The organism is Psychrobacillus sp. FSL K6-2836 (assembly GCF_038003085.1).
In the GTDB taxonomy this organism is placed as follows: Bacteria; Bacillota; Bacilli; order Bacillales_A; family Planococcaceae; genus Psychrobacillus.
Genome location: NZ_JBBOOM010000001.1, coordinates 3,076,813 through 3,099,198, shown reverse-complemented (window position 1 = coordinate 3,099,198; position 22,386 = coordinate 3,076,813). Strand labels below are relative to the sequence as shown.

Sequence of the window (22,386 nt, the reverse complement as noted above, 5' to 3'; positions counted from 1 at the left end):
AAAACCTGTTTCTATCGTTTTCAAAGGTCTTTGGACAGCCGTTTTGCTATATGATTATCGAGTGAATTTTTAGGGATGCTGGTTGGTTGTGACGTTCGTCACGACCAACCAGCATCCCTTTTTGCGGTAATCTTATAGCATTTTGTCTGTCTGTCGCCCTCCGAAAACTTTAGGAAATATTACCAAGTCCTACTTGTCGCGATTGATAATATAGTCCAAAAAATGCTTCAAAAAAGTTGTATCCCGTGGTACATCTTGTAATGATTCCATCGCAATGCAGTAATTTTCCCACATTTCTTTTTTGGCATCATTCACACCTAGTATAGATACAAAAGTTGAGCTGTTATTTTCTATATCCTTACCAATCGTTTTTCCAAGTAAGGCTGTATCACCCTCTACATCGAGAAGGTCATCCTTAATCTGAAATGCAATACCTGCATGGCGTGCAAATTTTTTCAATGCTTCTATTTCTAATTTACTAGTATTTGAAAGAATTGCTGGCATTAGAATAGATGCTTCAAATCCTAGTCCGGTTTTGTAAAAGCACATTTTATTTAATTGTTCTAAAGTCAATTTTTCTCCTGTGGAATTTAAGTCCATCGCTTGGCCTCTGCACATATCAGCTGTCACTTGAGCCGAATACTGGATAAGTCGAAGCACAGCTTTCGAATCGAACTGCTCCAAAGTGGTTTGTTCCCAAATAGCCTTCTGCGTCAGAAAAAGCCCAGTTAACTCTGCAATAGAAATATTATAAACCTCATGGAGTGTTGGACGACCTCTACGAAGTGAAGCATTATCTTGGGACGGAAGATCGTCAAAAATGAGAGAGGCTGTATGCATATATTCTAATGATTTTAAAAGTGGTTCAAGTACTGAGCTACTTAAGCCATATGCATTTACTCCCATGAACCACGTGACTATTGGTCTTAGTCGCTTTCCATCACCTTGTAGACTATAGTTTGCAGCATCTATTATGGAATCAGTCACCTCATTGGTTTTCGGGATATTAAGGACTTTGTTAATCTGGCTACGTATAGTTTTTGCATTATCTATAAAGTCTTCCTGCCCCTGCCTGTCATTTTTCAAGCTTGTAATCATATGATCACGCAGCAATTTGTCAAAGAAATCTACATCGTCCGCTTTTCGCACCATCTCTTGAATTAGTTTATTGAATTTAGGATTTCCGGAAGCAAAAAGGTCCATTACCTCTTTGTATTTTTCCGCACCTGCTCGCTCCTTAAATCGTTTTAGCCCGTTTATAGCACGATCTAAAATTACCTCACGCGTCATTTTATCTGAATTATAAACTTGATGAATCAAATTAGAGATTACTGTCCAGTACATTTCAAAAGGATTTATGAGATCCGACCGTTTATCGTGATACTTCAAGTAGTACGTATAGGGAGTTACTGCGCCCTCCTCCATGTCATCAAACATATCTGCAAAATCATCTGCAAGTTGATTGTAAATGCCATAAAAAAATGTTCTGCTGTCAAATCCCTCATCCTCAGGAGCACCAATTACGGAACGAACAATCAATCGGGAAAAAGCGGATTTTAAAATAACTGGTATATACAACTCTTCGTTTGTATATTTTGCATTAGCGAGGTCTTTTTCACGATCTACTTCTTGTGAATTGAAAAACACATAAGATTGCTCAAAAAAGTTATTTCTTGTCTCCTGCCGCTGATTAGCCTTTATATAATCAAAGGCTTCTCGGAGTTCTGCATGAACATAACCTATTAACTCTGCGTTATTTCCAATCCATTGTTCTAGTTCTGGGACTACTCCAGTAGTAAGTGTTGTTCGTATCAGATTGGCGTATTGTTTTTCTTCTTCGTCTGATAAAATTTTTGCATCTAGAAGATCGTCAATAAACGGATAGGTAAGTCCATAGGAATAACCTAGCCTAATTGCTTTATCTAGCCTCAGCTTCCTCTCTTCTTTAGGAACCTCATTGTTCATCTCTTCAATTTCTTGCATAATTACCCCGGCAATGATTTTAATAAGTTTTCGCTGTGCATGCTCAGCATCCATCCCTGTCGGAATATTTGCGGATACTATCTTGAGCTTGTTGATCAGCCATATGAAGGTCGATTCCACACCTTCCTTCTGTGCAAGGCGGTACAAACCACTCATACTGAACATCTCTCCATCATTCTTTCGATCCTTTGTCGTAGATGTAAGATGATTCTTCAAACTTTCCACTACATTCCGGATCCGGCTTTCTGTGTCTGGAGAGTTCAATGATTTGCCTAGATCTCGCATAAAAATATAGGAAATGCTTCGATTCAAATAATTATCTAATTTCCCTGTATAATTTAGCCACTTTATATAATTATGGTACCCGCTAGCATTAGCTTTTCCTTTCCCTCTTGAAAATAATGATAGAATGGAAGGATTCCGGATATGGTTATGTTTCCACAAGTGTATATCTTCTGTAAGGATTTTCGCATACGTCCTTTGCTGAACCTGCGTATAAAGTGATTGGAAATAATGATTGGCCTTTTCCTCTGCTTGCTTATAGCAATCATCGGCATTGATGATTAAATTCTCGTTCATATCATTACTCACCTTCACTTCTTTTTTGTAAATTCCGAAATAAATATTATATTTATTATAACATCTAACTCTTTTTTAACTTATTATGAACCTCTAATTTTATAACTCTTTCTATTCCTATGAGTAGAACTACCACTTCATAATAGAAAAATAAAAAAAAGAGAACGAAAACCGTTCTCTTAGTAATTCTATATTAAAAATTTTTTAGAAAAAACTATATTAATTACCTTCACTATCTGCTTCCCATCTATCAATTTCTGCACGAACGATCGGCGCCACTTCTTTACCTAGTAGTTCAATTGCTCTCATCACGTCTTCATGAGGCATCGAACCAACTGGTACATGGAGCATAAAGCGTGTGATACCTACGTTTTTACGAAGGAATATAATCTTATCGGCTACTGACTTTACATCTCCTACATATAAAGCTCCTTCAAGGCTACGAGCAGCATCGAAGGTTGAACGAGTATACGGACCCCATCCACGTTCTCTTCCTAAAACGTTCATCGCTTGCTGTGTTGGCGGGAAAAATTTATCCACTGCAGTATCTGTACTTTCAGCAACAAACCCGTGAGAGTGTGAGGCAACTGTCAACTTCGATAAGTCATGTCCTGCTTCACTAGCAGCTTTCTTATATAGCTTCACAAGTGGTTCAAACTGCAATGGGCTTCCTCCAATAATTGCTAACACAAGTGGCAATCCAAGGAAACCAGCTCGCGCAACGGATTGCGGAGTTCCACCACTTGCGATCCAAACCGGTAGAGGGTTTTGTACAGGACGCGGATAAACCCCACGATTCTGAATCGCAGCTCGATGCTTACCACCATTCCAAGTAACCATTTCAGACTCCCGTATTTTTAGTAGCAAATCTAACTTTTCCTCGTACAATTCATCATAGTCCTTTAAATCATAGCCAAAAAGTGGGAAGGATTCGATAAATGAACCACGTCCAGCCATAATTTCTGCACGCCCATTGGAAATAGCATCTAATGTAGAAAACTCCTCAAATACTCGTACTGGATCATCAGAAGAAAGTACCGTAACAGCACTTGTAAGTCTTATTTGCTTTGTCTGAGAAGCTGCGGCAGCCAGAAGAACTGCCGGTGCAGAAGCGGCATAATCCTTTCGATGATGTTCACCTACACCAAAAACATCTAAACCTACCTGATCTGCCAATACAATTTCTTCTACAACCTCACGAATGCGCTCAGCATGGCTGATTACTTTGCCAGTTTTTACATCTGGAGTTGTTTCTACAAACGTTGTTATTCCAATTTCCATTTGATTTGCCTCCTTAGATTCTCCGGTTTCAATTGTTTATATAAAAGATTTTGTCGACTTTAATCATACCTTATCATTCTATTTATATTCAATTTTCCCGTTTCATTGGAGGAAGTAAGTTTTTGGTTAAATATTCCTTTACGAAAGTAAACCTAGGCTGAGAACAAGTAAGTAAGGACACTCCGCAAGTATTCGACCGATGAATGCAATTAAATGGCTCAAAAGTCAATTCTTTTCTACTAAGAATTCAGATCATCATGAGTTTTCTCTACTCTTCACTTCACTCATTAAGTAATCGACAAACAGGTCATCCCTTACCAAAGCAGCCTCATAGTTTCTTTTTAAGAACCGCTCGCCTTCTTCAAAGCTAGTAAAGGTTTGTTCTATTTCAGCTTTATTTTTTTCAAGGATCCAATCCTGATTATTTTTAGAATACAAAATGAAAGTATCATTATTTCTATTCTTATAAAAAGAACCAAACGACGATTGTTTCAAATTATATTGATTTCTTTTTGCATCTTCGGGTATTGGTGACAGATGGAAAGTGTCCAACACAAATAACTTATAAGCTTCCTCTGTTAATGTACAGCCAGATGCTTTTTGATGTCCTCCACCCCCGAATTGTCCAGCAACTTCAGATACATCAATATGGTCATAAATCGTACGAAGGGAGATTCTTTTCCCTCCCATTATTACAATTGCGATGTAATCGAGATGTGGAAACTCTTTCCCTAGTTCATTGCCTAGCTCTGAATGATACGTTTCTGCATACACAATACCAGCTAAATGCTCCCCAATGTTTGCCTGGACAATCTCTCTTTTCTTTCGACGTATATATCGGTCAATCTTGTCTGCTTCCATTTTCAATATTTTCTTTTCAAATTCATCAAAATCGAAATGATCACTTGTACGAAGGCGTTCAATTATTTTTTCTTCAAATTCTTCCATCGATATTAAATAGAAAAGCGAGTTTAACGAATGGGCCTGGTGGTTCCCATTCTTTTCCCATTCCCACGTATCATACTGTCTTACTAATTCTACAAATTCCGTTAGTGCAGCAGTCGGTTCTAACAGTTCATTTGTTACAAGATATTCATATAATAACGAAGTAGCTGAAGTTAATTTGCCTTCATGATCTTCCACTAAAATATATCCCCACTCATAATCATTAAAATGCAAAGCAGATTTATGATGATCAATTAGTTGGACCTTCCCTTTTGCATCGTAAAAATCATTAAGCCTTTTTTCATTATCCTCGTTTGGAGTCAAATCAGTTATAAATAAAAACGTATCTGGCTCATCATTTTCTAAAAAGTATTCAATCTCTCGATTAAGGGATGAAATCGAATTATAACGCACCTTCACTTGCTCTCCAAAAGCTAGCTTTGCTAAAATGCCACATCCGACGCCATCTAAATCATTATGAGACAATAATTTATACATCCTTTTCACCTCTTGATTAGTATGGTTTTAACGTTTGAAACTTATTAATTTTCATCAAAAATATAGTTTATCATGTCATAAAAATAAGTTAACACTTATTTTACAGGTAAACTGTTGCAATAGTATAAGAAAACATGTATTATCTTAGTAATTAAATATTCTCTTATTTCAAATACATTTGAAGTAAGGATAGAGGCGCGAAGACCATCAGTACACATTCGGAGGATAATGAGATCCTATGACAATTGTGGAAAGGGGGATTTGCCGAAGTTGAAAGAATCTCATTTTTCTTGAAGCTGGTTCAGCTGTTGAATAAACACTGAATTGTCATATAGGAGACTATATGGAGGGCTATCTTACGCACGGAAATATTACTTTATTTCTATTGCAACAACGAGCCCCTCGTTGTTGCTTTTTTGCGTCTACATAACTTGACTAAACAACCGTCAAGTTATGCCTCCGGCGGATGTCACAGATTTTGAATTTCGCTAGTGTAATTCAAAATCTGTACGCAATTACGCCGAGGCGTAATTGATACCGCCCTTCTCCCTGAATTTTTAATAATAAAACTAGAGGATGTGGAGAAGTTATGAATTTTGGACAAATATTAACGGCTATGGTGACTCCTTTTGATCATAATGAGGAAATCGATTTTCCAGCTACACGAAACTTAATAAATTACTTAATTGCCAATGGAACAGAAGGCTTAGTTGTATCTGGTACTACTGGAGAGTCTCCGACGTTAACTGAAGAAGAAAAAGTCCAGCTGTTTAAATTTACAGTGGAAGTTGTGAATGGTAGAGTACCAGTAATTGCTGGTACTGGTTCATATAATACAAAAGCGTCCATTGATCTAACAAGACAAGCAGCTGATGCAGGTGTCGATGGTATTATGCTTGTAGTTCCGTATTATAACAAGCCTTCACAAGAAGGTTTGTACCAACACTTCAAAACTATAGCTGCAGTTACATCATTGCCGATTATGCTATACAATATTCCAGGCCGTAGTGTCGTCAACATGTCAGTGGAAACGGTTATCCGTCTTTCTAAAATACCAAATATCGTTGCTATTAAAGAAGCTGGTGGGAATTTAGATGCAATGTCTGAAATTATTAGTAATACACCGGAAGACTTTTCGCTATATAGTGGTGATGATGGGTTAACAATCCCGGTACTATCGATTGGTGGAACAGGCATCATTTCAGTAGCATCACATGTTATTGGAAATGAAATGCAAGCAATGATTGCAAAGTTCAACAGTGGTAATGTAAGGGAGGCAGCTAAGGATCACCGCAAATTATTACCTATCATGAAAGCTCTATTTGCTGCACCAAATCCTACTCCTGTAAAATCTGCATTAAATTTAAAAGGAGTTCCTGTAGGAGGTGTTCGCTTACCTATGATTCCTTTGAATAAAGAAGAGCTGACTTCTTTACAAGAAGTACTATCCACATTGCCACAAACCGTGAAAATATAGGCTTTTCAATTGTTTACAGATAAAGAGGAAGAGCGAACTCAATTTAGAATTCGCCCTTCTTTATTAATTTCTATATTTTACTGCTAAACCTTTAAGGAATTTACGTGCAAAATTATCCCCGCATTCCTTATAATTACGATGTCCTGGTTTTCTTAAAATAGCACCTAGTTCGCCTTTAGATACAATAATTCCGCCATCATCTAATACTTCCAGCATATCTTCCGTTGTTAACTGTAAAGCTACTTTTAGTTTCTTCAAGAGTATATTATTCACATGATCCTTCTGCTGTTCTGCAGGCTCTGGATTAGTAGGTTGTCCCTGTTTTGGATCCTGTTTACCTCTTTTATGTGTGATTAAACCATTCAAAAATGATTCCAACATCTTGTTGTTACACTTCATATGATTTTCATCTTCCACTACTTCTTCATCATCAATATCTTCTTTTGATTTAGTAAGAATTTTAAGTACATCTTCTTTTGTAAGTTCAACGCCACCTAGTTTAAAAATCTCTACCATGTCTTTGTTTTTAATATCTAGGGCATATCTCAATCTGATTAATATATCATTATTTTCCATTTATTAACCTCCTATAAAACTATCTATATAACCAATATCTTCTCCATTTTACACGATTTCAATTCCACTATGTTACTGCCTTACAAATTTAACTTTAAAATTAGTTTCATAAAAATAAATGTGCCTGGTTCTAACACAATTCAGAATTGCATTAGAACCAGGCACTTTTTATTCTGCTGTTTTAGTTGTTTTAAATTTAGAAACTGCATCAGCAAGATTCATAGCAATTGTCGCCAAGTGTTGGGAACTTGCTACTACTTCTTCCATCGAACCAACGGATTCCTCAGCGGACGCAGCTGTCTCTTCTACACCTGCAGCAGATTCCTCTGAAACGGAAGCAATTTCTTGAACGGATGCATTAATCTGTTGGCTATTTGCGCTAACTTGTGCTAAATTCTTTGAAATCTGCTCTACCTTTTCTGTCATTGCATGAATACCACTTGTAATTTCCTTGAATTTTTCACCAGTACGTTGAATCTGTTCTGTTCCATCTGTTACTTCTTTATAACCGTTCTCTAAAGTGGTAACTACTGATTGAGATTCATTTTGTATTGTTGCGACAATATCGGTAATTTCTCCAACTGAATGGGATACCTGCTCCGCGAGCTTTCTCACCTCATCTGCTACAACTGCAAATCCTTTTCCATGCTCGCCTGCTCTTGCTGCTTCAATTGCTGCATTCAAAGCCAATAAGTTTGTTTGATCGGCAATAGATTGAATAACCTCAACTAGTGTTGATATTTCATTCGTTTTGTTATCTAATCCTTTTACTCTGTCCACAGAGCCTTTGACAATTCCATCGATATCTTTCATTTTATTAACGGATAGTTCCATTAACTGCTGTCCATCCTCAGCACCTAGGGTCACCAGATGAGAATCTTCAACAATACCTCTACTCGATTCATCCGAACTTTGAATAGCTTGTGCAAAACCATCCATCATTTCAGAAATATCCGATGCACTGGACGCCTGTGTCTCGGCCCCATTTGCAAGCTCATGCATTGTGGTTGCGATTTGCTCACTACCAACTTTAACTTGTTCCGCTGATTGAGATAATTGCTCGGATTGACTTGATAATGTATTGGAAGCCAAATGTATTTCAGAAATAACATTTTGTAAATCTTGTTGCATCTCATTTGTAGCATTGACCAATATTCCAATTTCATCTTTTCGCTTCGTAATTAATGGTGACTTGGTTAAATCACCAGATGCAATTTCCACTAGTCTCTCTGCTACTTTACGTGTTGGATTTCCTATTTTGTTACCCATAACAACACCAATGATAACGGCTACTATCAACGCAGCAAATGTAATGACAAATACGATGAATCGATTCGTTTCAAATGCTGACTTGTTGATATTATTCAGTTCCTCCGCAAGGGAGATATTTCTATCTTTCAATACTAGTAAACTATCTCTAGAAACCGCAAATGTTTCCTCACCCGCTCTTAGATCAGCAAGCGCATCATTATAGTTACCCGCATTAACCAATGCAATATTCGATTGAACTATAGTTGTAAATGCATTCCAATCTGTTTCAAATTTCGTAATGGCTTTTTTCCCATCCTCATCAAGTACTAGCCCCCGATAATGTTGGATGAGTAAAGCCACTTCTTCCATATTAGATTTTGCTATTTGCGTCTTTTCAGGATTTTCATTTAAAACAGCAGACAGCATTTGTACCCTCGTATTTTCTGTTAAACTTGCCATTTCTACAACAACCGTTAAAGGTATAACACGATTATGATACATTTCTTTCGAGTGTTGGTTAGTAGCGCCAAGTGCTAACAAAGATACACCTGCCACTACAAAGATGAAAACCGTAATTATCAAATAAGTACTAATTAGCTTTCCTTTTAATTTCAACCTAGAACCCCCCTGTTCTTAATAACTCAAACTCTCTATTCTTATAAAATTCTTTATAAACTTACGATTATCAACACATTCTCATATTAAGAAAACTGACTATCTATAACCTTATACTAGTTTATCGGATTATTTTAAAGGCTGTGAAGTAATCAAAAATCTATTTTTTCACCTTTTTAAGGGATGTTTTGTATCTACTAAAAAGGACTTCAATTCATTCCAATATCAATAATTTTTCTGATATATATAGCAATAAGAGATTGAGGACTTGAAAAAAAGAGCGAATTCCAAGTAATATGGGAATTCGCTCTTTCATCATTTTAACCTTCATTAAAAACAATATGTTTTATGTTAAATATCTCCAAATTTTCATTATAAAAGATAACTTAGGTTGAGTTTAAATTGATATTATACTACTTTCCAATTATTACAATTTCGCTCTATTTGGTAAAAAAGTAAAAAGCTCGAAAATTCAAAGTTGAACTTTCGAGCTTTTTACAGATGCATTATAATTCACTAATAGATTTCAGTTGCATTTGGAGATAAACGCCTAATATGTTCTAGGTATGCAGTAACTTGTTTATCCTCTTCACTTTTATAATTAAATCCTAATCTATCAGCAACATATAATGCTGTAGTTCGAAATAGACTAACCATTGCAAATAACGCTCTCCAAACATCATCATAACTTCCGTTGGCATAAGTGGAAAGCAGCTCCTCCCAACACTTTTCCGAAAGATATTTTTCCAAATATTTACCACATTTACCTACACTAACGGAATAGTCATTATCAATACCAACCTTCCACTCAAGCATTTTAAGCAGCATCGGTCTGAGAACATTATTCAGATGCTCATGAGCATATAGTATTTCTCTTCTCCATAATCCCTTTGCTACATATGTAGAGACCCACCAAAATTCATTGCAGCAATCAGAAAAAAAATCAGCAGAAGGACGTTTTGCCCAATAATCCTCATCTATTGGGGACGGGATTTCCGGAAGGCTGTTATCCTTGTCCATTAAAATAACCGTTAACTTATCCTCTTTGCAATACGTATCTTTTTCCTCAATCGGAACAAGTGTAAGATCAATACGGTTTCCGTCCTGAAACAACATAAGATAAGAGAATCTCCCTCCTAAAGTTGGTGGGAACATGGACGTATTCTCAGGAGTTTGCATAATGATTCGTTGTCCGAATACATCTATCCATTGTTGATCTTCCTTAAACGAATTCATCTCGGTTACTAAGTAAACAATATCAAAATCCTGAAACATATCTTTTGGTGCATTTGGATTCGTTTGCGAACCATTTAGTCCTACCGCACGAATTCTTTCATCATTCTTTGCATAAGTCAAAACTAATTCCATCATTTCATTTGGTGATCTCATGCTGATTCCCTCCTGCAATAAAAAGTGCCTAGTTCAAATACAATTCTGAATTGTAATAGAACCAGGCACTATATTCTAATTACTGTTGCTCCGCATGCTTTTTGAAATTGTTTAAAATTGCCTGCCATCCTTCTTGCTGCATTTCATTCGGATTAGTCGTTTCTGGCTCGAAAACTTCTACCACCTTCGTGTAGTTTTCTAATGGGATAAAAGTAATTTCAACTTTTCTTCCATCTTCTAATTTATAAGAAATGAACTCATGGGCACGCACTTCATCATAAACTCCTCCAAAATCAAAACCAAAGCTTCCATCTTTCGCTTCCATTCTAGAAACAAATTTCCCGCCGGCTCTTAAATCATTTTCAGCAAGTGGTGTATGCCAATCATCTGAAGCGGTATTCCACTTCGTTATATGATCCGGCTCTATCCAATATTCCCATACTTTTTCAACAGGGGCATGCACAATTGCTTCCACCGTTATTACTGAATTATTCTTGTCCATTTTATCGTCTCCTTTTCCTTTGTCATTCTCTATATTCGCTGTTTCTCTCCACTATTCCTTTATAGTTTGTCTGATTTTTTTACCCTGTGTCAAAAACAAACATGAAACTCACAACATTCACGTTTGTTTGAATCAACATGAATATTTCTTACACAGGGTTGTTTTTTATTTAGTTATTTCCAGATTGCATTTTATAGTTTCTCAAAACCATACCATTTGTCTTCGTCATTCCGAACTTATCATAATAAGGAACTAAGTCATCGTCACAACATAAATCTATCATATATATGTCAGCAAGTTCCTTTAGCATCCGACTTACTAATTCCTTGCCTATACCTTTATTTTTGTATTCTGGTAAAACCTCAAGAAATGGAATATAGGCAGATAGAACTCCATCACTTATCGCTGTAATAAATCCTACTACTTGGTTTGTATTATCATCAATCGCTATAATCACTTTACTGCTTTTATTTAACATTGCTAAGTGAGTTTTTGGACTCGGTGGATTAGGCCAATCCACAAAAAAACCTTCTAACATCTCAGAAGATATATTACTTGTTGAGTTTCTGTATACTATCATCATATCAGCTCCTAATTTATATTAACTAATTAGATAGACGATACATATCAAAAGTAAAGTAACAAAAATATAACCTCCCAACATTCTAAATATTATTATAAGTTAACTATTAATAAATGCAATATTTAGTATTTTCTAAAACGAAGCTAAACCACCTATATATATTGAAATAAACAAAGATACCCAATTCCTCGTTTAAAAGCAATGAATTTTCAATTATAGGACGCTATTATAGATTAACAAGCGGCCCTGTGTTAAAAACATTAAGATTACTGAATTTACAAGATTGACGGTAGAATTATTAAAAGCACGATTCAATTTATCTACTACTAGACAACATGAGCAACACATATATAATGCTCTTTCCGTTTCTTATTAACTAAATTCCTTTTCACTGTGCGCATACCCTCTATGTGCCTTAGATGTCTGAATATTTTATAGAGAGGGGAGAAGTTGAATTTATTGTTCTCTTTGATTAATTTATAGGAGGGAGGAATGGACATGCTGTTTTTTGGTAATGAAATACAGAAAGTGAGTAAAAAAGTGGGACAATCGGGAAGGAATATAATGCGATTACAAGACCCACGCGTAAATGGACAATTGCGGAAGGATCAGATAGCCCGGGAGACGGAAGCAAAGGAAGTAGAGAATCGTAGAAATCGCTCATTGAACGGAGATGACTGATTAGGTTAAAAAGACGTTGCCTCACCGATAAAGGTTTGGCTACGTCTTTTATTTTATGAATTTGAATCTATAATATTTGTTATGGGATCCGTATAAAGTGACCATGTTTATTGGGCTACAATTTCCTGCGTCAGATTTGGAAATGTAATCGTTTTTTAAAGTGACATCAAATGAGCATTCCTTGCTAAAAACTCTTCCTTTTCTTTGTAGTCTGGCATAATACTTCCAACACGTCTCCAAAATGAACGATCATGGTTCATATGAGTTATATGACATAATTCATGGATTATCACATAATCGATTACTTCTATTGGAGCCATGGCAAGACGAAAATTAAAGGTAATCTTTTTATCCGAACTACAGCTACCCCATTTGACTTTAGATTCTACTATTTCAATGATTTTAGGCTTTACTTTCAGCTGTTTTTCATATATTTTTATACGTTCCTCTACGATCGCTTTACACCTATTGATATAGAACTTCTTGAGATTTCTTTTAAGTGCCTCCTCATTTAAATCACTAATATCTATTAATTCATGAAGAAAACACTCTTTTCCAAGGTATAAAAACTTCCCTTGAGCGTGATACTCTCTTGCCCTAGGAATTTCTCGAGATACTTCAATTTCATGAATTTTCTCAAGTATCCATTTCCCTTTACTTTCTATTGCACTGACAATAATTTCATTACTTGTACCCTTTGGAACTTTAACAGTTATGAAACCCAACAAATCTATAAGTATGGATAGCTTCTTCCTATTTCCAAATTGAACATTAAATTCTATCATATTATTTTCAATTTCAACTTTCATGACTACCCTCATTTTAATATATATTAATTTCTAACTCGTTTTTAATAAAATCAAGGAATATGCGCAGTGCCTCGAGAGGAGTCTTTGCCTAATATAAACAAAACTATTTTAAACTTTACTATCTCTGGCCCGATAGAAGCTCCGTACGTAGAAAAGGTGTTAGATCCTAATACAATTTTGAATTGTTTTAGAATCTGGCACCTTAACTCTAAATCTATTCTAATTCTATTAATGAAACCGGCTATGAAATAGCCTTCCACAGGTGATAGCTCAAAATATAAATAGGGCCGTTTGTGTAAAAATTAGACCCTTAGAGAGCCACGGAAACCCCTTGCAGCATAGTAGGAATCTGCTCCATTGTGGTAAACAAAGACAGTGTCGTAGCGACAATCACAAAATAGAGCCCCGCCGAGTTTTCTAATATTATTAGGTGTTTGCACCCAACTCGATGTTTTCAAATCGAAATTACCAAGTTTCTGTAACTCTCGATATTGTTCCTCCGTTAAAAGTTCAATTCCCATGTCAGTTGCCATATCAATGGCGCTATTTTCTGGTTTGTGTTTTTTTCTTGACTCCAACGCTTCACGATCGAAACAAACACTTCTGCGACCTTTGGGACTTTCTGCTGAACAGTCAATGAAAATGTATTCGTCATTCTGCTTATCATAACCAACAACATCCGGTTCTCCTTCGGTTTTTTCCATTTCATAGAGAGACCACAGTTTTTCAGTATTCGCTTCTAACTTTGCTTGGACACTAGTCCATTCAATTCCATCATGACGATTCATGTATTTCTCAAAACGGGCTTTCAATAACCTAAGTAATTCTTCACGTTGTTCTAGTGACAACTCCATATTATTTTTTGTCAATTGGATTCCTCCTAATTGGTTTTCTAGTTCTTTTTTAATTTATCTTCACACAGTTTAGTATTCATTACAAGCTTGGACTAATTGAACAACTCTAGTTTACTAAAGACAAATAACTTGATAGAGGGCATAGTCTAACTATTTTTTGAAAATTCTTTTTTTAAAAATGTTTCCTTCAAGTATAATAGTGATAGAAATAGAAATCGTATAACTAATTTTGAATTACGATGGCTCAAATATAAAGGAGATAGATTTGACATGAAGCATGTTTATACAGGAAAAACAAAAGATGTATATGAATTAGAGGATGGCAACTTCCTTCTACAATTTAAAGATGATGTTACAGGTGTTGACGGTGTATTTGATCCAGGTGCCAATTCAGTAGGGTTGAAAATCGAAGGTGCTGGACGTTCAGGATTAAAGCTTACAAAATACTTTTTTGAAGTATTAAAGGAAAAAGGAATCCCAACTCATTATGTTGATGCTCATATCGAAAAGGCAACACTGACTGTAAAACCTGCTGAAGTTTTCGGAAAAGGGCTTGAAATCATTTGCCGATATCGTGCGGTAGGAAGCTTTTTACGTAGATACGGATTATACGCTGAAGAAGGACAACCATTAAATGCTTTCGTCGAAGTGACACTTAAGGATGATGAACGCGAAGACCCGCCAATTAGTGAAGATGCTTTAGATATGCTTGGTGTCTTATCAAAAGATGAATATAAAGTATTAAAAGAATTAACACAACAAATCGGAAACGTCGTTAAAGAAGAACTTGCGAAAAAAGACATTGAGTTATATGATATTAAATTTGAATTTGGCCGTACAGGTAAAGATAAACAAATTGTTTTAATTGATGAAATCTCTGGTGGCAACATGCGTGCTTATAAAGATGGAAAATATATCGAACCATTAGCATTAGAAAAACTATTCTTATAAGTAACCAAAAAACAAAAAATCTAGGACATAACATATTTTATGTAGCTAATATGTTATGTCCTTTTTGGTGCTCACTTTGAAAACTTCCTTAAATTCGATACTATATGATTAGAGTCAAATAGCATTGGAGGAATTAAAATGGAACTTATTGTTTATTTAGCAGGTCAGATCCATGATGATTGGAGAGAAGAAGTTGCACAAAAAGCAAGGGTTAAAAATCTTCCCCTCGTATTTGTATCCCCTCAAACAAATCATGATCGTTCAGACAATATCGGCGAAGAAATTCAAGGAAAACAGCCATCTGCTCTTTATAAAGATGATGCTGCATCAGATATTAATAATTTCCGAACACAAGTCTTAATGAAGAAAGCGGATATCGTCATTGCCTTATTCGGAGAAAAATATAAACAATGGAATACAGCAATGGACGCCAGCACGGCAATTGCTATGAACAAACCGACGATTATTATTAGACCTGAATCATTAATTCACCCATTAAAAGAGCTTTCAAATAAGGCAAATGTTACTGTAGAAACCGTTGATCAAGCAATAGATGTCATCAGTTATATTTTTAATTGATATTAGAATAAATAAAAACAGCGATTTTGAAACTTTACTCACTGTTTTTATCACTCTACTGTTCTCCCCGTCGTATCAACTTTCTTGTGCAAGTACAAAAAATGGACGCGGTAAATTACGCTTTTTTAATTTTTCTTCTAACATGTTGTCTATTTGGAAATTCAGAAGTAAAGCAGACGGTCAATTTGAGGTGCATTACCTCACTTCTAAACCGTCTGCTTTATATATTTCAAATTATTTAGTTATAGAAAACCTACATAGTATATCATTTTGATAATGCGATTTTAATATGGGCTAAGTGATGCTCTTCATGCCAAGATAATTTTGCAACTTTTGTTGCCACTGTTATTTTGCCATTTGTTTGGTGAGTAAATGCTCGTTCTAATTGCTCTTCAGTTAAACTTTGTCCTAAAGATACGATACGCTCATTGATGCCTTCTAACATTTTAATAGAACTTTCTACTGGAAGCCCTGTATCTGGTTGAATAGCCCACTTTTCTTCATCAAAAGCTGGGACTGTTGGATTGTCAGCTGTTAAAGCAAGCTTCAAACGTTGATACATGTTCAACTGAGAGTCTGTAATATGATGAACAAGTTGACGAACTGTCCAGGCACCTTCACGGTAAGTTTTGCTTAATTCCTCGTCACTTAATAAGTCGACAGTTTTCCTTAGTCGAACCGTGTAAGTTTCGATTTCCTTTAACCATTCTTGAATATTTGCTAACTTTACTTTTTCAGGAACTTGTAATTTTCCAATTGGGTATTTTACATCCATTTTCAACCCCCTCTTCCCTATTCTTTATTTTTCGATATTAACATTTACTATATCAAGCGGCTCAGATGCTGTAAACATTACTAAACTAAAACACTTAGAACCATCCATAATTGGAACTAAAAAAGTCGATCCTTCACTTGGAACGCCTTCTTTAACTTTGGTTGCTAACATTCTACTCCTGCAATCCCAAAACCACCTGGCCCAGCATGGGTTGAAATCATAGCACCCGCTTGCATCCATGTAACATTTTCGAAACCTATTTCCTTTGCGATTTCATCCATCCGTCTCTTAATACTCTCATCAAGTCCGATAGAGTAGATCAAATACAGCTGTTTTCTATCTATATCGTATTGGTTTAAGTAATCTCGCATGAGTTTTTCCGCAACTATGCTCATACTCCCACGGTATTTTCTAGTTGAAACAAGCTTTCCCTCTATTAACTCGATACAGGGCTTTATTTTTAATAATAACCCTCCAATATAAGCAACGTTACTTACCCGTCCACCCGCTCTTAGAAAATCTAAACTGCCGGGAAGGAAAGCCAATCTTGTTTTAGGAACTATAGATTCTAGCTCTTCTATTAAGCGAACATGGCTAATGGAAGGTTCTTCCTCAAGCATAGTTGCCGCATACATCACGATTGCAGCTAATCCACCTGTTACATTTAGCGTATCAAATAGGAAAAGGTCTTCAAAATCTTCCGCTGCAATTAATGCACTTTGAAAGGAAGCAGATGCTTTTGACGTATATCCAATGTGAATAATGATGCTATCAGGAAAATTTAATCGGATTTTCGTAAACAAATCATGATACTCATGTACATTCGTTGCTGTTGTAGATGGTATTTTTTTGGTACGACTATGATAATTAAAAACTTCCTCTACAGATAGCTCACCATCTAAATAATCCTTCCCATCCATGATGACGTGCATCGGTACTACTTGAATTCGATGTTTTTCAACCAGGTCTTTCGGTAGATCGGCTCCACTCTCTGTCGATAAAATAATCCTTCTCATTGTACATTCCTTTCAACTATCGCAGCGATTCCTGCGTACTTTTTTATTTTAATTATTCTAAATATACACCAAAAGGAAAAATTATACAGTAAAATAATCAGAAAATTTATCCTGCATTAGAAACAGATGTGAAAATTAAAACAGTCACGTTTGTTTGAATTAGAATAAATGTTTCTGGCACAGGGTTGTTTTATAAATAAACCATATGGCATAACGTTCTGCTGAAATGACGAAAATATCAGAGAGATAAGAAGCAATTGCTGGCTCCAGTATAGTTGGATTATGGGAAATAATGATGAGCACCATTAAAGATAGAACTCGTTAATAGCATTAAATACAGCTACATCAATTGAAAATATGTTTTAGAGCATAATAAAATACCAGGTTCGTGAACAATTTAGAGTTGTTCTTGAATCTGGTATTCTCTTTGCATATTATATTTTTAGAGCCACTGCCACATAGTACATATGAACAAATCATATTGTTTGATTCTATTTTTTAGTGAGGGTAAGGTAGGGTAAGAAAAACAGCATAGGAGGAATTAGGATGAAAAAAATTAAATTAAACAATGGCGTTGAGATTCCAATTGTTGGTACTGGTACAAATACATACGGTAAAGAGGAAAATCAGTACTCGGGTGCTTTAAGGGGTGACACACAGGAGATTGACTGGGCAATTGAAAATGGCTACCGTCATTTTGACTCTGCGCAAGTTTATTTCAATGAAGAAGTGCTAGGAGAAGGGTTAAAAAAATCTTCTCAACCACGTGAAAATTACTTTATCACAAGCAAGCTTAATACCTTTAAAGGTTTTGGCGGTACAGACTGGGCTCATGCGGAAATTAAAAAAAGTTTAGAGAAATTACAAACTGACTATATTGATTTATTCTTAATTCATTCTCCTTGGGATAACAACGAGGAAATTTTAGAAGCATGGAACATTTTAGAAGAATACTACACTCGTGGTGTGTTTAAATCTATTGGTGTTTCGAACTTTAAAAAAGGGCATTTGGATTTAATTCTTGAAAAAGGAAAAATAAAACCTGCTGTTAACCAGATAGAATCACACGTTGGACAATGGAATGAAGAATTAATTGCGTACAATAAAATCCACGACATAGCAACAGTTGCTTGGTCCCCATTAAAAGGTATCGATGAAAATGCTAAGCAGGTTCTAGAAAAAATTGGAAATCAGTATGGAAAGACGTATGCACAAGTTATATTACGTTATCAAATTGAAAGGGACGTTATCGTCATTCCTAAGTCTCATAATAAAGATCGCCAAGCACAAAGTTTAGATACTTTTGACTTTGAACTAACAGCAAACGATCGTGAACGTATCGCTGCCCTATAATTCAAGTTGGATTTTTTAATGTCCCGGTGTTATCCAATACATTAGTGTTTGGACCCTGTGTCAGAAACAAGCATGAAAATCATAACATTCACGTTTGTTTGAATTAACGTGAATGTTTCTGACACAGGGTAGCACTTTAAAATTATAACTCAAGCCATACAGGAATACTTTTTTGCTGTGTTTAAATCTGAATTCTATACCTTATGCATTAAAATTTTCCAACTCAATCTCTCGATGACAAAGTCTTTGAATCAGCTTCGCCTCATGGCTGACAATGATTATACCCATCCCTCGCTTTTTGGCGATTTCAAGAACTGCATGCCAAATTTGAGCTTGTGTAATTGCGTCGAGCATTGTTGTCATTTCATCCGCAATTAAAAAGCGAGTATTGGGTCCCAATGCCCTAGCTACACAAAATCGTTGTAACTCTCCTCCAGACAATTCGTTAGGCCAACGTGTCAGCCACTCCTGCTCAATTCCTAATAAATCTAGCAGTTCTTGATCAGGTTTCCACCCTTCATTAAGAATCTTCTCCATTTTCCATCGTGGATTTACCGCTTTTTCCGGATGTTGAAAGACTAATTGTACAGGATGAAATTCTTTCTTGGACACCGGTAGCCCATTTACGGTAATGTTACCCTCAATAGGTTTCTCGAATCCCGCTAAAATACGACAAAAAGTTGTTTTACCACGTCCACTCGGGGCCGTGAGTCCAACGATTTCCCCTGGTTCTATAGTTAAATCGACTCCCCGAAACAACCATGGCCCATTCCCATAACGAAATCCGATGTTTTTTGCATCAAGTTGCATGAATACACCTCACCTTCCCATTCCGAAGGTTGCGCATTTCCGGCAGTGCTTGTTCGCATTCAGAGGTTGCCATCGGACACCGTGGGGCAAACAAGCAACCAGATGGTAAAGCACTAGGATGGGGTTGGGCACCCGGAATTGGTGTAAATTCATTTTGTGGCAGCGCTCTCCATAAAGCCTTACTATAAGGATGTCGCAAAGCTTCACCATCACCAGTGAAATTCTCAACTGGGGCTACTTCTACAGTCGTACCTGCATAAAACACAGCAATTTTATCAGCAATTGTTAAAGCGGATTCAATATCATGTGTGATGAGCATAACCGCACATCCATTGTCTGCGAATTCCTTGAAATTATTTAAAGCTTCTTTGATAACAACTGGATCGAGTCCTGGTGTAGGCTCATCCGCAATTATGACTTTAGCTCCACTTACAATTGCAGTGGATAGAAGCGTTCTTCGTGCCATACCTCCAGAAAGCTGAAATGGGTACATATTCTCAACAGCTAATTTTAGATGAAGTCGCTCAAAAACATTTCGTTGTGCTGCAATAGCATCTCCATTTTTTACAGAAGTACGAACTTGATTCCCTACACGCATAAGTGGATCGAGATAGTTTACTGATTGTGGAATAAGTGCAATATCCTTACCGCGTAGTAAAGCTTGCCGTACGGCAGTAAGTACCTCTCCTTCATATTTAATAGTTCCACTTATGGCTGCATTGTCTGGAAGTATTCCGAGAATGGCATGGGCTAGTAAACTCTTCCCTGAACCACTGGCTCCTACGACTGCCAGAATTTCACCTGGTTCAAGCGTGACATTTAAACTTGATATTACATTAAAACTTTTCTGTTTCAAACCACTTATATATTGTTTAAAAGATATCGATAAATTTTCTACTTCAAGGATAGGCATCATTTACCTCCTCACAAAATAATAAGGTGACTTATGTCTCGTTATCACCTTGAAGAAACTTCTCCTCTTGTTAAAAAAAAGTGGACCCAAACTCTGTTCGCTTTTTCCGAAAATAAAATACACTTTATATATTACTTATCATGAGCTTTAGTGGGATCCATAATCATTCTAATACTTTCTCCAATCACATCAAATATCCGTACAATAATTAGTAAACAAAGCCCAGGGAAAAAGGCAAGCCACCACATACCAGCTGACAAATATTTCATGGATTCCGACAGAATAATACCAATGGCTGGCTCGTGAGGCGACATCCCTAAACCTAAAAATGTAACTGCAGCTTCGTGTAAAATCACGTGGGGGAACAGCAACATAAAACCAATCATAATTTGTGGGATCAAATGTGGAAGTATATGATGTGCAGCTATCCACCAACGAGATTTTCCCATCTGTCGAGAAATCTGAACATATTCGGCGGAACGAATTTGCATGACCTCTGCTCTGATAACTCGAGCAAGGCTTGGCCAATGGGTTAGCATAAGCCCTATAACAATACCTTTAAATCCTCCCCCCAACGTAAAAGCAATCAAAATCAGCGTTACAAGATGGGGCACACTTAGAAAAAGGTCGATAAGCCATGATATTAGACGATCTGCCATTTTCCCCATTGTTGCTGCAGCCATACCAAGGATAAGTGCAATTGACGTACTGCCAATTGCTCCAATCAATCCAACTCCAATACTTAATGAAAGCCCCATAATCGTCCGGGTAAACATGTCCCTACCTAACCAATCCGTACCAAAAAGATGTTCCATGGATGGGGACAAATTTCGAGCGATAAGATTTGTTGCAATTCTTTCTCTATCAAGTACGGCACCGATCACTACAACACTTACCAAAAAAATAGTCGCGATTAGGATTGTAACGAGCGTCTTCTGCCTTCTATTTAGGGAAAATAGTTTTATCTTACCTTCTGTTTTTTTCAATTTGAGACTTCGAATCATATCATCCGACTCTCCCTTGTTCTCGGATCTACTACGTAGTAAATCGTATCAGCAATTAAATTTCCTACAAAAACAAATATCGTACTAAATATGACTAATCCTAATAAAAGAGGAACGTCTCCCCTTAGACCCGCTTCTACTGTCGCTTGTCCAAGACCCGGATAAGAAAACACTTGCTCAGCAAGAACAGCACCACCAAACAATTCACTAAATGCAGCAAATTGTAAGGTGATTGCAGGCAGAGCAACATTACGTAATCCATGTCTCCAAAACAAAATAAAGCCACGTTCACCCCGCGCCCTTGCAAACAACACATAATCACTCGCAAGAACATCGATTAGCTTCTGGCGCGTATGTAATGCCACATTCGCAACACCAAGAATGCTAAGTGTCATCGCCGGAAGTACAAGATGCCGTATTCGGTCTGCTAGTGTGACATCTTCCGAGAGAACTCCCGCCGGAACACCTAACCCAATTGGGAACCATCCAAGCCACACTGCAAAAACAATCAGCATCAGAAGGCCCATCCAAAAGGTGGGTGTCGATGCCAAGGTATAACAGTACCATTTTATGATTCGATCGACCCAAGTGTCCTTTTTCATGGCCGACACTACGCCCATGACAAAACCGATAACTCCCGACAATACCCATGCGGTCAGCATCAAGACAAGAGAGTTTAAAAAGCGTTCACCGATGATTTCAGACACCGGACGTCGGAAAATCATTGAAGTTCCCAAATCACCAGCAAATAAAGCAGAAAGCCAACTAAAAAACTGCACCATTACAGGTTGATCCAGTCCCCAATACTCAGCAATCTTCTCTCGCTGTTCAGGTCCTACCTTTAACATATCAGCGCCAACGTAGGCCTGAATCGGATCAATCGGGGAGTTCTTTATTAATAAAAATGATATTAAGCAAATCGCAAACAATAATGTAAGCATTCTTAAACCTTTCATCAATAG

Annotated in this window: 22 protein-coding genes and 1 riboswitch; of the genes, 5 read left to right on the top strand and 17 right to left on the bottom strand. The window is 36.7% G+C overall.

Going from position 1 to position 22,386, the window contains the following annotated elements:
- Window positions 1-189: 189 nt before the first annotated feature.
- From MKY37_RS14735 to MKY37_RS14725, 3 genes are all read right to left on the bottom strand, one after another.
- A complete protein-coding gene (locus MKY37_RS14735) occupies window positions 190-2,562 on the bottom strand; it encodes a polyprenyl synthetase family protein (protein WP_340778313.1) in 2,373 nt (790 codons plus the stop codon).
- A gap of 219 nt (window positions 2,563-2,781) precedes the next feature.
- Window positions 2,782-3,843 (bottom strand): LLM class flavin-dependent oxidoreductase, encoded by a 1,062-nt coding sequence (locus tag MKY37_RS14730; RefSeq protein WP_340778310.1) that lies wholly within the window; start codon window positions 3,841-3,843, stop codon window positions 2,782-2,784.
- A 255-nt stretch (window positions 3,844-4,098) separates the two neighbouring features.
- Window positions 4,099-5,286 (bottom strand): DHH family phosphoesterase, encoded by a 1,188-nt coding sequence (locus tag MKY37_RS14725; protein WP_340778307.1) that lies wholly within the window; start codon window positions 5,284-5,286, stop codon window positions 4,099-4,101.
- Window positions 5,287-5,468: 182 nt separating this feature from the next.
- Window positions 5,469-5,648: riboswitch (Lysine riboswitch) on the top strand.
- 227 nt (window positions 5,649-5,875) lie between these two features.
- On the opposite strand from MKY37_RS14725, the gene dapA reads away from it, so the two are divergent.
- Window positions 5,876-6,763, top strand: a complete 888-nt coding sequence (dapA, locus tag MKY37_RS14720) for a 4-hydroxy-tetrahydrodipicolinate synthase (RefSeq protein WP_340778305.1) — start codon at window positions 5,876-5,878, stop codon at window positions 6,761-6,763.
- A gap of 63 nt (window positions 6,764-6,826) precedes the next feature.
- On the opposite strand, the gene MKY37_RS14715 is transcribed toward dapA, so the two are convergent.
- The 5 genes from MKY37_RS14715 to MKY37_RS14695 form a co-directional block, all read right to left on the bottom strand.
- Entirely contained in the window at window positions 6,827-7,339 is a 513-nt protein-coding gene (locus tag MKY37_RS14715; RefSeq protein ID WP_340778303.1) for a YehS family protein, read from the bottom strand.
- Between the two features lie 168 nt (window positions 7,340-7,507).
- Window positions 7,508-9,205, bottom strand: coding sequence for a methyl-accepting chemotaxis protein (locus MKY37_RS14710; RefSeq protein WP_340778300.1), 1,698 nt, complete (start codon window positions 9,203-9,205; stop codon window positions 7,508-7,510).
- 516 nt (window positions 9,206-9,721) lie between these two features.
- Complete coding sequence (locus MKY37_RS14705; protein WP_340778299.1) at window positions 9,722-10,594, bottom strand: aminoglycoside 6-adenylyltransferase; 873 nt, start codon at window positions 10,592-10,594, stop codon at window positions 9,722-9,724.
- 79 nt (window positions 10,595-10,673) lie between these two features.
- The gene (locus MKY37_RS14700) at window positions 10,674-11,096 is read right to left on the bottom strand and encodes an SRPBCC family protein (protein WP_340778296.1); all 423 of its coding nucleotides are present in this window, start codon (window positions 11,094-11,096) and stop codon (window positions 10,674-10,676) included.
- Between the two features lie 169 nt (window positions 11,097-11,265).
- Window positions 11,266-11,676, bottom strand: coding sequence for a GNAT family N-acetyltransferase (locus tag MKY37_RS14695; protein WP_445323049.1), 411 nt, complete (start codon window positions 11,674-11,676; stop codon window positions 11,266-11,268).
- A 495-nt stretch (window positions 11,677-12,171) separates the two neighbouring features.
- On the opposite strand from MKY37_RS14695, the gene MKY37_RS14690 reads away from it, so the two are divergent.
- Entirely contained in the window at window positions 12,172-12,360 is a 189-nt protein-coding gene (locus MKY37_RS14690; RefSeq protein WP_340778293.1) for a hypothetical protein, read from the top strand.
- Between the two features lie 155 nt (window positions 12,361-12,515).
- Here the strand turns inward: MKY37_RS14690 and MKY37_RS14685 are convergent, their stop codons facing one another.
- Together MKY37_RS14685 and MKY37_RS14680 are read right to left on the bottom strand one after the other, a co-directional pair.
- Entirely contained in the window at window positions 12,516-13,169 is a 654-nt protein-coding gene (locus tag MKY37_RS14685) for a M48 family metallopeptidase (RefSeq protein WP_340778291.1), read from the bottom strand.
- A 302-nt stretch (window positions 13,170-13,471) separates the two neighbouring features.
- On the bottom strand, window positions 13,472-14,023 hold the full coding sequence (locus tag MKY37_RS14680) for a DUF4256 domain-containing protein (RefSeq protein ID WP_340779946.1): 552 nt from the start codon (window positions 14,021-14,023) through the stop codon (window positions 13,472-13,474).
- Window positions 14,024-14,293: 270 nt separating this feature from the next.
- Between MKY37_RS14680 and MKY37_RS14675 the strand changes: the two genes are divergently transcribed.
- Window positions 14,294-14,974 (top strand): phosphoribosylaminoimidazolesuccinocarboxamide synthase, encoded by a 681-nt coding sequence (locus MKY37_RS14675; RefSeq protein ID WP_340778289.1) that lies wholly within the window; start codon window positions 14,294-14,296, stop codon window positions 14,972-14,974.
- Between the two features lie 138 nt (window positions 14,975-15,112).
- The gene (locus MKY37_RS14670; RefSeq protein WP_340778286.1) at window positions 15,113-15,553 is read left to right on the top strand and encodes a YtoQ family protein; all 441 of its coding nucleotides are present in this window, start codon (window positions 15,113-15,115) and stop codon (window positions 15,551-15,553) included.
- Between the two features lie 265 nt (window positions 15,554-15,818).
- Here MKY37_RS14670 and MKY37_RS14665 read toward each other — a convergent pair whose 3' ends face one another.
- Genes MKY37_RS14665 through MKY37_RS14655 form a run of 3 tightly spaced genes read right to left on the bottom strand, consistent with a single transcriptional unit; the run spans window position 15,819 to window position 17,344 of the window.
- The gene (locus MKY37_RS14665; RefSeq protein ID WP_340778283.1) at window positions 15,819-16,328 is read right to left on the bottom strand and encodes a YfiT family bacillithiol transferase; all 510 of its coding nucleotides are present in this window, start codon (window positions 16,326-16,328) and stop codon (window positions 15,819-15,821) included.
- A gap of 24 nt (window positions 16,329-16,352) precedes the next feature.
- Window positions 16,353-16,499, bottom strand: a complete 147-nt coding sequence (locus MKY37_RS14660; protein WP_340778281.1) for a hypothetical protein — start codon at window positions 16,497-16,499, stop codon at window positions 16,353-16,355.
- Window positions 16,493-17,344 carry a DegV family protein gene (locus tag MKY37_RS14655; protein ID WP_340778277.1) on the bottom strand — a complete coding sequence of 284 codons (852 nt, stop codon included), beginning with the start codon at window positions 17,342-17,344 and terminating at the stop codon, window positions 16,493-16,495. Before MKY37_RS14655 ends, MKY37_RS14660 begins: the two co-directional genes overlap by 7 nt.
- 546 nt (window positions 17,345-17,890) lie before the next feature.
- On the opposite strand from MKY37_RS14655, the gene MKY37_RS14650 reads away from it, so the two are divergent.
- Window positions 17,891-18,697: an aldo/keto reductase family protein gene (locus MKY37_RS14650; RefSeq protein ID WP_340778275.1), complete on the top strand. Its 807-nt coding sequence runs from the start codon at window positions 17,891-17,893 to the stop codon at window positions 18,695-18,697.
- A 201-nt stretch (window positions 18,698-18,898) separates the two neighbouring features.
- Here the strand turns inward: MKY37_RS14650 and MKY37_RS14645 are convergent, their stop codons facing one another.
- The 4 genes from MKY37_RS14645 to MKY37_RS14630 all read right to left on the bottom strand — a co-directional run bounded on the left by MKY37_RS14645 (window position 18,899) and on the right by MKY37_RS14630 (window position 22,380).
- Window positions 18,899-19,507 (bottom strand): ABC transporter ATP-binding protein, encoded by a 609-nt coding sequence (locus MKY37_RS14645; RefSeq protein ID WP_340778273.1) that lies wholly within the window; start codon window positions 19,505-19,507, stop codon window positions 18,899-18,901.
- Window positions 19,497-20,420, bottom strand: coding sequence for an ABC transporter ATP-binding protein (locus MKY37_RS14640; RefSeq protein WP_340778269.1), 924 nt, complete (start codon window positions 20,418-20,420; stop codon window positions 19,497-19,499). The genes MKY37_RS14645 and MKY37_RS14640 overlap by 11 nt, the downstream gene beginning before the upstream one ends.
- A 131-nt stretch (window positions 20,421-20,551) precedes the next feature.
- On the bottom strand, window positions 20,552-21,424 hold the full coding sequence (locus tag MKY37_RS14635; protein ID WP_340778268.1) for an ABC transporter permease: 873 nt from the start codon (window positions 21,422-21,424) through the stop codon (window positions 20,552-20,554).
- Entirely contained in the window at window positions 21,421-22,380 is a 960-nt protein-coding gene (locus tag MKY37_RS14630; protein WP_340779945.1) for an ABC transporter permease, read from the bottom strand. The genes MKY37_RS14635 and MKY37_RS14630 overlap by 4 nt, the downstream gene beginning before the upstream one ends.
- Between the last annotated feature and the right edge of the window lie 6 nt (window positions 22,381-22,386).